Origin of the sequence: Hymenobacter sedentarius (assembly GCF_001507645.1) — a bacterium.
Lineage (GTDB): Bacteria > Bacteroidota > Bacteroidia > Cytophagales > Hymenobacteraceae > Hymenobacter > Hymenobacter sedentarius.
The window spans coordinates 2,255,253-2,266,233 of the sequence record NZ_CP013909.1 but is presented as its reverse complement, the minus strand read 5'-3'; the positions used below and the strand labels follow the sequence as shown (position 1 = coordinate 2,266,233).

General features: G+C 62.9%; 5 protein-coding genes. 1 reads left to right on the top strand and 4 read right to left on the bottom strand.

Annotated features, from left to right (window positions below):
* Positions 1–61: 61 nt before the first annotated feature.
* From AUC43_RS09430 to AUC43_RS09415, 4 genes are all read right to left on the bottom strand, one after another.
* On the bottom strand, positions 62–3,067 hold the full coding sequence (locus AUC43_RS09430) for a glycoside hydrolase family 2 protein (protein WP_233254142.1): 3,006 nt from the start codon (positions 3,065–3,067) through the stop codon (positions 62–64).
* A 222-nt stretch (positions 3,068–3,289) separates the two neighbouring features.
* On the bottom strand, positions 3,290–4,792 hold the full coding sequence (locus AUC43_RS09425) for a RagB/SusD family nutrient uptake outer membrane protein (RefSeq protein WP_068192280.1): 1,503 nt from the start codon (positions 4,790–4,792) through the stop codon (positions 3,290–3,292).
* A gap of 36 nt (positions 4,793–4,828) precedes the next feature.
* On the bottom strand, positions 4,829–8,041 hold the full coding sequence (locus AUC43_RS09420) for a SusC/RagA family TonB-linked outer membrane protein (protein ID WP_068192277.1): 3,213 nt from the start codon (positions 8,039–8,041) through the stop codon (positions 4,829–4,831).
* Positions 8,042–8,204: 163 nt separating this feature from the next.
* Positions 8,205–9,287 (bottom strand): glycoside hydrolase family protein, encoded by a 1,083-nt coding sequence (locus tag AUC43_RS09415; protein WP_068192274.1) that lies wholly within the window; start codon positions 9,285–9,287, stop codon positions 8,205–8,207.
* 238 nt (positions 9,288–9,525) lie between these two features.
* Between AUC43_RS09415 and AUC43_RS09410 the strand changes: the two genes are divergently transcribed.
* Positions 9,526–10,857, top strand: coding sequence for a rhamnogalacturonan acetylesterase (locus tag AUC43_RS09410; RefSeq protein WP_071885858.1), 1,332 nt, complete (start codon positions 9,526–9,528; stop codon positions 10,855–10,857).
* Positions 10,858–10,981: the final 124 nt, after the last annotated feature.

Sequence of the window (10,981 nt, the reverse complement as noted above, 5' to 3'; positions counted from 1 at the left end):
CAGACGATACAAGCCTGCGCAAGTAGCACCCTGCAATTGCATAAATATGGACGGTTAAAACTTATGGCTTCTCATACACCTCGACCTCTACCAGGCCCAGCGTACCGGGCGGCCCCGGCTGGTCGATAGCTGCTTTGGCAGCTTCCAGCTCCGTGATGTTGAAGGCATCCTGGGCCTGGGTGGTGCCAATTAGCTCAATTCGCAGCTTCTGACCCGTGTGCGGCGGAAACACGGCCGTGAAGTAACCCAGGCTGCGCTCCGTAGTGCCCTGGAAAACCTCCTGCCCATCTACCAGAATGCGGATGGGGTAAGTGCTGGTGCGCCAGCCCGTGAGCTTCATCGCCAACTGACTGATGGCGGCGGGCCGGGCCAGCGCAAATTCAATCCACGGCTGGGCATCCTTGCGGTCGCTAACCCACTCCGACAGCTCGTTGTCATCAACGCTGAACGCTGCGTTGGCAGCATTGGAGCTGGCCGCGACGCCGGTAACCGGCACGCTCACCCGCGACACCGTGAACGCCGGCCCTGCCGGCGTGGGCCCGCGCCGCAAGCTCACCGGCAGGTCGGCGCCGGGCAGCTGCGTGGCCAGGCCATTTTTCACGGCTACGGGCTGCGATTTCAGGCTGAGGGTGGCTGGCTTCAGCCCTTCGGCTGAAGCCGTGAGGGTGATGCTGCCGGCCTGCTTGGTGCTGCGAATAAGCACACGGTTTACGCCGCCTTCCACGGGCAGGCTTTTGGCGAGAATGTAGTTGCCCTGCCCCTGGGCCAGGCCGCCGCGCCACTCGGCCGGGCCGCTTAGGGCAAAGTTGACCATGTTCAGCGCCGTGGGGCAGCGGCAGCCCTGGGCGTCCACGGCCTCTACCTGTACGAGGGCGAGGTCGGTGCCGTCGGCGTGCAGGCCGGTGGGGCTGGTGGTAGGCGTGAGGCGCAGGGCCACGCCGAGGCCGGCGGTCTGGTGTTCGGCTTCGCTTGTCTTGCGGCCGGCAGCATCGTAGCTCACCGCGCGCAGGGTGCCGGGCTGCCAGGCCACTTGCTTAAACGTGAACAGGAACCGGTGGCTCTGCTGCCCGTTGCCCAACGACTTGCCGTTGAGAAACAGCTCAACCCGCTCGCCATTCGACACCACCGAAACGTCCTTCACCACGCCGGCTTTGTAGTTCCAGTGGCCGATAATGTGGGTGCGCGGGCGCGCGGGCTCCACCCAGCCGTCCCACATTACCTGGTGGGCGAAGTAGCCGTCTTTGGCAATGCGCAAGGCGTCGACCTCGCCGCTGCGGCGGTAGTTTTCTTCGCCGCGGTAGTGGGTGTTGGTGTCGGAGAAAACGATGTTGACGCCGCCAGCGCTGCTGCGGGTGCCGGTGCCGGGCCGCTCGTGCCAGTAGTCGTACCAGCGCATCACGTCTTCGCGGGCCTGCGAATCCTGGTTGCGGTTGTACTCGGCGGCGTTGGCGCCTTTGTAGGGCGGGCCGGCGCCGTCCTGGTGGAAGGGCGGCGAGAATTCGTCCCAGTACTTGCGCAGCGCTTCGTCGCGCGAGTACTCCATGGCCCAGAGCGGCTTGGTGGCGCTTTTGTTGATGTAGAGCATCTCGCCGCCGTATTCGGCCTCGGGAATATCCAGCATCTCGCGCGAGCCGATGGCGCGGCCGCCGTGTGGGTCATATTTATCCCGAATATCCTTTAGCTCCTGCATGTGCGCAGCGCTGATGCTCTCGTTGCCGCCCTCGTAAAACACGATGCTGGGGTTGTTGCGGTTGTACACAATGGCGTCGCGCATCAGCTCCAGGCGCTGGCCCCAGCGGCGGTCGGTTACGTCTTTTTCGGCGTCGCCGGCGGGCATGGCTTGCAGCAGTCCCACCCGGTCGCAGCTTTCGATGTCCTGTTTCCAGGGCGTCACATGCATCCAGCGCACCAGGTTGGCGTTGCCGGCCACCATCAGGCCGTTGCTGTAGTCCGAGAGCCAGGCCGGCACACCCAGCCCCACGGCGGGCCACTCGTTGCTGGTGCGCTGGGCGTAGCCGTGCACCTGCAGCACCCGGTCGTTGAGCTGGATGAGGCCGTGGGCAAACTCGGTTTTGCGGAAGCCGGTGCGGGTTTTTACTTCGTCCACCACTTTGTGGTCGGCTACCAGCCGGGTGCTGACGGTGTACAGGTAGCCGTAGCCCCAGCTCCAGAAGTGCAGGCCGGACAGCTGGGCGCGGGCGACCACCGTTTTGGTTTCGTTGGGCTGCAGCGTGGTGGTGCCGCCGCTGAACGTGCCAATGACCTTGCCGGCACCATCGGCCACGGCGGCCTCAAATGTGAACGTGCGCGGGGCGGCAAACTCGTTTCTCACCTGCGCCTCGGCTACCACCGTGGCCCGGCCGCCGGCCACGTCAAAGTCCTGGGCGTAGATGTAAACGCCCGTGGTGCCCAGCGTGGAAAACAGCGGCAACGTCTGGTGCAGCGGGCTCATCACGTGCAGGAACACGTTTTTGGGAATGCCGCCGTAGTTGGCGTTGAAGTTGCGGTTGCTCCACTGGTAAATCTGGCCCGAGGCTTTTTCCCGGTAGTCCCAGTCGTTGTTGATGCGCACGGCCAGCACGTTTTCCAGGGGCGCGGGGAGCAGCAGCGGAGTTATGTCGAAGCCAAAGGCCATCACCCCGTTTTCGTGCTGGCCGATGGGCTGGCCGTTCAAATAGAACTCGCCGGCCTGCCGAATGCCCTCAAACTCCAGAAACACCTTCTGGCCCGCGGCCCCGGCCGGCAGCCGGAAATGCTTGCGGTACCAGGCAATGCCCGTGCTCAGGTCCTTGATGTCTTTTTGGAAGGCTTCGCTTTCGTTCCAGGCGTAGGGCAGCGTCACGGCTTTCCACTGCGCATCGTCGTAGCTGGCGGCCTCAGCACCAGGCGCCTCTCCTACCCGCACTTTCCAGCCGGGGTTGAAATTATACTTCTCTCTGCCTGGAATAGGCGCGGCGGCCAGCATCGCCGGCACCAGCCCCCACCACAACGCCACGCACAGCCAGCGCCACAATGCCGACGGCCGCGGTGCCATTGAGCCTGAGGAAATACGCGGGACTTGATACATGGCACAGGAGGAAAAGGGACTGCCCGCAAAAGAACTCGGCCCGGCTGCACCCACTGTCCTGTACTGTGGGGTATGAGCGGAGGCATGCCGCGGCTGGGGGTGGCGACGCGAAAAAAAGAATATCCTGCTGCGCATAGCGCAGCAGGATATTCTTGTCGTTGGCCTATTCAAGTTACTCAACTTGGGCTGTTTATTTTCAGCCCAAGTGCAGTAGCAGCTAGATTAGTACCCGGGGTTTTGCTCGTAGAGGCCGGGGGCCGAGCTCAGCTCCACTTGCGGCACGGGGTAGAGCAGCAGGTTGGCCGTGATGGGGCGGGTGATTTTGTTGCCCACGTCGTCCTTGGGCACCCAGGCGTTCATCACGGTCAGGGCCAGGCCGGAGCGCATCAGGTCGTTCCAGCGCAGGTTTTCGCCGGCAAACTCGCGGCGGCGCTCCTCCATCAGGCTTTCCAGCGTGAGGGTGGTGAGAGCCGGCTGCGCGGCGCGCACCCGCAGGGGGTTGATGAGCGTCAAGGCATCGGCCGTGGAGCCGCCCACGCCGCGCACGAGGCATTCGGCTTTCATCATCAGGATGTCGGCGTAGCGCAGCACAATGTAGTTAATGGACCAGTCGTTGCGGTTGGCGCCCTTGGCGGCCACGTTCACGTATTTCTTGTAGAAGGGCCGGGTATCCGTCACGTTCTGGTAGGTGTAGCCCGACTGGATGTTGACGCCCTTGCGCAAGTCGGTGGTGGCGTAGGAAGTGTTCACTAGGTCATTAGAGCAGGGCTTGATTTCGACCGAGCCGGCCGAGAATGTGAGGCCCAGTAGGCCGTAGTAGCCATCGGGCACCACCACGTTGCAGAACGACGAGCCCAGGCTGCCGTTGTTGATGTACTGGATGTCGAAAATCACCTCCGAGTTGTTCTCGTTGGTAGGCGAGAAGATGGCGGCGTACGTAGGCTGCAGGGCGTAGCGGGCCGTGCCGCGGGCGGCAATGAGGTCGTCGAGCAGCACGCTGGCTTTGCCGTACTCATTCAGGCCCAGGCCCGGGCCGTTGATGCCGTAGGTGGGGCCCGAACGGGTGAGGTACACCTGCGCCAGGATGCCCTTGGCAGCGCCCGCCGTGACGCGGCCGATGTTGTTGCCAGTGTAGGAAACGGGCAGGTTGGTGATGGCGAACTGCAGGTCGGAGATAATCAGGGTGTACACTTGGGCCACGTCCTGGCGTGGAATCTTGGATACTTCCTGCGGCAGCAGGGCGTGCTCGATCACGGGCACCTTGCCAAACTTGCGCACCAAATCGAAGTACATGAAGGCCCGTATAAACTTGGCTTCGGCCTCGTAGCGGATGCGCAGCGACCCGGTTACGGCGCCGTTGGCGGCCAGCTGGTCGAGCAGGGTATTGGCCCGGAAGATGGCCGAGAAGTCCGAGGCCCAGGCATCGGCCACGTAGGGGTTAATCGAGAGCGTGGAAGCAAAATTGTTAATGGGGTCCCAGTCGCGCGAGCCGATGGCGCTCACCGCGTACATGTTGTCGGAACGCAGCTCGGAGAGGATGACTTCGCGGTCGGGGAAGCCGCGCAGCTGGCTGTAAACCGACGTCATGGCCTGGTCGAAATCGGCTGCCGTTTTGTAAAAGTCCGGCACCGAGCCATTCGAGATGGGCGTCTGGTCCAGGTCCTTTTCGCAGCCGCTCAGGGCCACACCGCAGGCAATGGTTAAGAAGAGGAAGATACGTTTCATGGGAATTCGGGAAGGGAGCGGGGCAAACCCAGCCGATTAAAAAGTAAGGTTAAGACCCAGCACCAGCGTTTTGGCCAGTGGCAATCCGCCGTAGTCCGAGCCCGACACGAAGGTGCCGCTGTTGCTCGTGTTCAGGGCGTCGGGGTTAAGGCCGCCGTAGTAGTTGTCGTGGCCAAACCAGTTTTCGGCCGTCACATACACCCGGGCGCCTTGGGCCACGCTTTTCTTGATAATAAGGCCCAGGTCGTAGCCCAACGTGATGGAGCGCACCCGGTAGTAGTCGGACGAATACAGCCAATCGGTGTTGCGGATGAAGCCGAAGCTGCCCGTGGCCTTGCCCTTGATGCCATCGCCGGGGTTTTCGGCCGAGAACCACCGGTCGCGCACGCGGCCCAGGGCGTTTTCCTTGTAGCCTACGCTGGTGCGGTCGATGGCGCGGCCCAGGGTGGAGTAGATGGAGCCGCCGCGCTGGCCCTGCACCAGGAAACTCAGGTCGAAGCCCTTGTAGCGCACGGTGTTGGTCATGCCGAAGGTGTAGGTGGGGTTGGGGTTGCCCACCACCTGCCGGTCGTTGCTGTCAATCTTGCCGTCGCCGTTAAAGTCTTCGTACTTGGGGTCGCCGGCGGTTTCGGCCCCGAACAGAGCCGCTTTGTTGTCGATGTCGGACTGGCTGAGGATGCCGGTTTGCCGCACCACGAACAGGCTGTAGATGGGCAGGCCCACTTTCAGGATGTTGCTGGGCGTGTCGAGGCCATTGGGTACTTCAATGGTGCCGTCGCCGGGGCCCAGGTGCACCACCACGTTCTCGTTGTGGCTCAGGTTGAACGAGGTGTTCCAGGACAGGGCGCCTTCCAGGTTGCGGGTGCTCAGCTCCACTTCCCAGCCCTTGTTGCGCACCTCGCCGATGTTCACCAGATTGGTGCCGAAGCCGGCGGCCGTGGGCACGGGCACGTTTAGAAGCAGGTCCTGGCTGGTTTTGGTGTAGATGTCGGCCGAGGCCACGATGCGGTTCTTGAACAGGCCGAAGTCAACCCCGAAGTCGATGGTGCGGTTGCGCTCCCATTTCAGCTGCGAGTTGCCCACTTTGTTGGGCGCCTGGCCGGTCACCTGCACACCGGAGGTGCCGCCAAAGGCGTAGTTGGCGAAACCCAGCGTGGCAATGCTGCTGTAGTCGCCGATGGTGTTGTTGCCGGAGTAGCCCAGGCTGCCGCGCAGCTTCAGGTCGCTCAGGAACGCGACGGGCTGCAGAAACGATTCCTGCGAGAGGCGCCAGCCCGCCGACACGGCCGGGAACACGCCGGCCCGGTCCTCGAAGCCAAAGCGCGAGGAGGCATCGCGGCGCACGCTGGCCGAGAGCAGGTACTTGCCATCGTAGGCGTACTGCAGGCGGCCGAAGTACGAGAGCAGCACGCTCTGGGTCTCGGTGGTGAAGTTGCTGCCCGTGCCCGTGATGTTGGTGGCGCCGTTCAGGGTCGTCACCGTGTTGTTGATGAAACCACCCGAGGCGGCCAGGGCCACGTTGTCGAGCTTGGAGAAGTTGTAGGAGTAGCCCGCCAGCGCCGAGAAGTCGTTTTTGCCGAGGACCTTGTTGTAGGTGACCGTGTTTTCGTTCACAAACGTCTGGCGGCGGAAGCCGCTGTACGAGCCCGAGGCCAGCGAAGTGGCCAGGTTGCGCGTAGCCGGCTGGTACGACTTCGACGTCACGTCGTTGTTGTCGAAGTTGAGGGTGGAGCGCAGGCGCAGGCCCGGAATGGGCTGCAGCTCGCCAAACACCGTTCCGAGGGTGCGGAACGTGCGGGTGTCGCCCTTGAATGCTTTGATAACCGCAATGGGGCTGGCCGTGCTCACGCCCCAGCGGTACACGTCGTTCTTGCCGTAGCCGGTGTTCACGCCGGCCGTGTCTTCCACAATCGGAGTTTCCGCGAGCAGCTGGTGAAAGCGGTTGTCCTTGCCCTCAATGCCGGGGTCGGTTGAGATGGAATAGGTCGGGGTCAGGGTCAGGCCGAAGCGCAGCTTGTCGCTGGCTTTCACTTCCACGTTGGCGCGGGCCGAGTAGCGCTTGTAGTCCAGCCCAAGGGCGAAGCCCTGCTGGTCGTTGTAGTTGCCCGATACGTAGTAGTTCACGTTGTCGGTGGCGCCGGAGGCACTCACCTGGTAGTTCTGGCTGATGCCGGTGCGGTAGAGCTGGTCCTGCCAGTCGATGTAGGTGAGGCCGGGGTGGCCGGGCATGGCCCAGCGGTCGTCCAGCATCAGGTCGGGGTTCACGTTGTTGCCAGTCAGGCCCAGGATGGTGCGGCGCTGGGCCGTGGTCTGGCCGGCCGTGCGGCCCGTGCCCGACTTCACCCAGTTGTTGTTAATAATTTCTGTCGCCCGTGAGGCCCACTCCTCACCGCTGAGCACGTCGAGCCGTTTGGCCGCTCGCGAGCCGCCCGCGTAGGAGTTGACGCTGATTTGGGGCTTGCCCGACTTGCCGCGCTTGGTGGTGATGAGCACCACGCCGTTGGCCGCGCGCGAGCCGTAGATGGCCGCCGCGGCGGCATCCTTCAGCACCTCAATCTTCTCGATGTCGTTGGGGTTTATGTTGTCGAGCGGGTTGCCGCTGCTGAAGCGGCCGCCACCGTTGGCCGCCACGCTCTCCAGCGGGAAGCCGTCAATCACATAGAGCGGCTCGCTACCGGCCGAAATGGAGCCCGCGCCCCGCACCTGGATGCTGAAGGCCCGGCCTGGCACGCCGGAGGTCTGCTTTACCACCACGCCGGCCAGCTGGCCCACCAGCGCCTGGTCGACGCGGGCAATAGGCCGCTCCTCGAGCTTGCGGGCGTCAAGGGTGGCAATGGCGCCGGTCACGTCGCCCCGCTTCTGGGTGCCGTAGCCCACCACCACGACTTCGTCTAGTGCTTTGTTGTCGTCCACCAGCTTAATGGTGATGTTCTCGGCGCCGCTGAAGCTGTGCTCCTGGGTCTTAAACCCAATGGAGCTGAACACCAGCGTACCGGCCGCTTCGGGCACAGCCAGGGCAAAGGTGCCGTCCACATTAGACGTAGTGCCAATGGTGGTGCCCTTCAGCACCACGGTCACGCCGGGGAGGCCTTCGCCCGAGGGAGACATGATTTTGCCGGTCAGCTGCCAGTCGGCCACCATGTGGAGAACGGGGCGGGCGGGGGCGGCCACCGCGCCGGGGCCGTGCAGCAGCAGCAGCGGCAAGCAGACGGCCAGGCCGTATCGTTGCCAGGTGTAACGCTTAATCATTAGAGGAAAAATTTGGGTGAGATTTTGAGAAAAAGGCGGGCGGGAGAGGCAGGAAACTGTGACCAAATTACTTTTACCCAAAGCCCCTACCCTCCTGTAGACTACTGCTTAGGGCATCATCCTTGCTAAAAATCATGGCGGCTCCAGCTCAATTTTGGCGCGGCTACGTGATTTTGAACATAAAGGCAGAGGCCGTCAGGGCCGCGCCGCCCTGCGAGGCGCCGAACAGATAAACCGGTTTGCCGTGCCGCAGCAGCAGCTGCGGGCGCTCGAGGCGGCCGTAGCGTTTCAGGCCGGCGGGGGCGGGTGGCTGCTGCACGCCATAGTCGCGCAGCGGCCGGAAGGCGATGGTGGGAAACGTCCACTGCCGGCCGTCTTCCGACTCCAGATACAAGCCCACTTCCTGGCTGTACACGCCCATATCGCGGGCCAGCATCCGGAACTTGTCGTGCTGCCGCCACACAAAAGCGTCCTCAAACTGCTTGTTGCTGCCCTGCCTGGAGAAGTCGATGACCGGGTTACCTTCGAATTTCACGTACGGGCCTTGCAGCTTATCGGCGATGGCCAGGCCATACTTGCGGTTACCGCGAATTTCCTTGCCTTTCGCCTCCTCGTATTCCTTGGTGTTCCAGGACTTGTAATAGAGCCAGTACTGCCCGTTGGGGTGTTTGATGAAAGCCGGGTTGGTCGTGCAGTGGTCGTCCCAGGCGCCTTCGGGGCCGGGCAAGAGCAGGGGCGCATTGGGGCGCGTCCAGGGGCCGCTGAGGGTGGGCGCGGTGGCCAACCCAATGCGCTTGGTGTCGGTTTTGCCATTGGAATTGCCCATGTAGAACAGGCAGTACTTGCCGTCTACATACTGAATGCTGGGGTTGTGGCAGGTGGTGGCATCCCAATAGCCCGGCCCGCGCGGGGCCAGCACCGTTTCGAGGAAGGCGTAAGGGCCTTCGGGGCGGTCGGCCACGGCGTGAGCTATTTCCGAGCCGTTGAGCCAGCCGCCCATGCCTTTTTTGGCCGGCCAGCGGGAGAAAAAGACGTGCACGCGGCCTTCGGGGCCATAAATGGGCGAGTTGCACCACACATACCAATCGGGCAGCTCCAGGGCCCGCCCCACCGGCTGCAGGTGCTTGCTAAACCTGGAAAAGCTGCCCCGGGGATAATCGATGAGGCGAACACTGGCCAGCCCAGCCCAGGCCCGCGCAAACGGCGCCAATACCAATCCAGTAAGAAATGCACGACGGGCAAGCATAAAACGGCTGGAAAAGTGGTGGAGTAGCTAAGAGCAGCGCAAGAAACCCAGCTGCTGCACCCCCACTCTCCTGTACTCTGGGGTGCGGCCCAGGCCGGTGTCGGCAGACGCATGGCGCTGCTACTCTTTCGGCTGCGGGCATGACAGTGCAGGTAAGCGCCCGTACCGGCAGCCGGTACTTTTAGTCCCGATAGTACCCTGCACGTAGTCCCGATAGTACCCTGCACGCGCCTCCTCTATGAAAAATCTGCTTTTTGCGGCCGCCTGGGCCGGCTCCCTGCTCTCCACCGCCGCGGCAGCCCAACCCACTAAAGCGGCTTTCAAATTTGATTTTGGCCCCGGCAAAGCGTCGCCCGGCTACCAGCAGGTGCTGCCCACAGCAGTGTACAGCCCCACCACCGGCTGCGGCTTCGATTTCGGCACCACCGTATCGGGCGCCGACCGCGGCGGCAAGGATGCGCTGAAGGGCGACTTCGTGACGAGCGACAAGCCGTTTTACTTCTCCGTGGACTTGCCCGAAGGCAACTACAACGTGACCGTGACGCTGGGCGACGCGCAGGGCGCTTCGTCCACCAGCCTGCGGGCCGAATCGCGCCGCCTGCTGCTGCAAAAGGCCGAAACCACTCCCGGCAAGTTCATCACCCAAACCTTCACCGTCAACATCAAGAGCCGGCAGATTACGCCCACCACCACCGTTCAGCTCAAGCCCCGCGAGCTCAACAAGCTGGACTGGGACAACAAGCTGACGCTGGAATTCAACGGCGTCCACACCTGCCTCAACGCCCTGGAAATAACGCCGGCGCCCACGGCCGTCACCGTTTTCCTGGCCGGCAACTCGACCGTGGTTAATCAGGACGACGAGCCCTGGGCCGCCTGGGGCCAGATGATTCCGCGCTTCTTCAAGCCCGGGGTGGCCATTGCCAACCACGCCGAATCGGGCCTAAGTTTGGGCAGCTTCCTGGGCTCCAAACGCCTCGATAAGGTGCTGAGCGTGATGAAGCCGGGCGACTACCTCTTCATAGAGTTTGGGCACAACGACCAAAAGGAAAAAGGCCCGAACGACGGCGCGTACAATTCCTACACCGAGCGGCTGCGGCACTTCGTGAGCGAGGCCCGTAAGAAAGGCGGCCTGCCCGTGATTGTCACCTCGACCAGCCGCCGCAGCTTCGGGCCCGATGGCAAAATCGTGAATAGCCTCAGCGACTACCCTGCCGCCGCCCGCGCCGTGGCCCAGCAAGACAATGTGCCCCTGATTGACCTCAACGCCATGACCGTGAAGCTCTACGAAGCCATCGGCCCCGAAGAATCCAAGAAGGCCTTTGTACATTACCCCGCCAACACTTACGCCGGTCAAACCCAGGCCCTGGCCGACGACACCCACTTCAACCCCTACGGCGCCTTCGAAATCGCCAAGTGCATCGTGGAAGGCATCAAGGCCAACAAGCTGGGTCTGGTGAAATTTCTGCGCAACGACACCCCGGCCTTCGACCCCACCCACCCCGATGCCCTGGCCAGCTGGAGCTGGCTCGACAGCCCCCGCAGCACGGTGGTGAAGCCCGACGGCAATTAACTGCTATTAAGCCGGAGCATCATGCAGAGCGCAGCACTTTGCTCGGGCTAGTGGTAGCTAATCGTCTGTCATGCTGAGCTTGCGAAGCATCTTCTCACGGCTCAACGACTCGTTACGCGGGGAT

Excerpts from the sequence above, each read along its gene's own strand:
- AUC43_RS09425 (WP_068192280.1), bottom strand. The coding sequence starts at position 4,792 with ATGAAACGTATCTTCCTCTTCTTAACCATTGCCTGCGGTGTGGCCCTG.
- AUC43_RS09420 (WP_068192277.1), bottom strand. The coding sequence starts at position 8,041 with ATGATTAAGCGTTACACCTGGCAACGATACGGCCTGGCCGTCTGCTTG.
- AUC43_RS09410 (WP_071885858.1), top strand. The coding sequence starts at position 9,526 with ATGAAAAATCTGCTTTTTGCGGCCGCCTGGGCCGGCTCCCTGCTCTCC.
- AUC43_RS09415 (WP_068192274.1), bottom strand. The coding sequence starts at position 9,287 with ATGCTTGCCCGTCGTGCATTTCTTACTGGATTGGTATTGGCGCCGTTT.
- AUC43_RS09430 (WP_233254142.1), bottom strand. The coding sequence starts at position 3,067 with ATGTATCAAGTCCCGCGTATTTCCTCAGGCTCAATGGCACCGCGGCCG.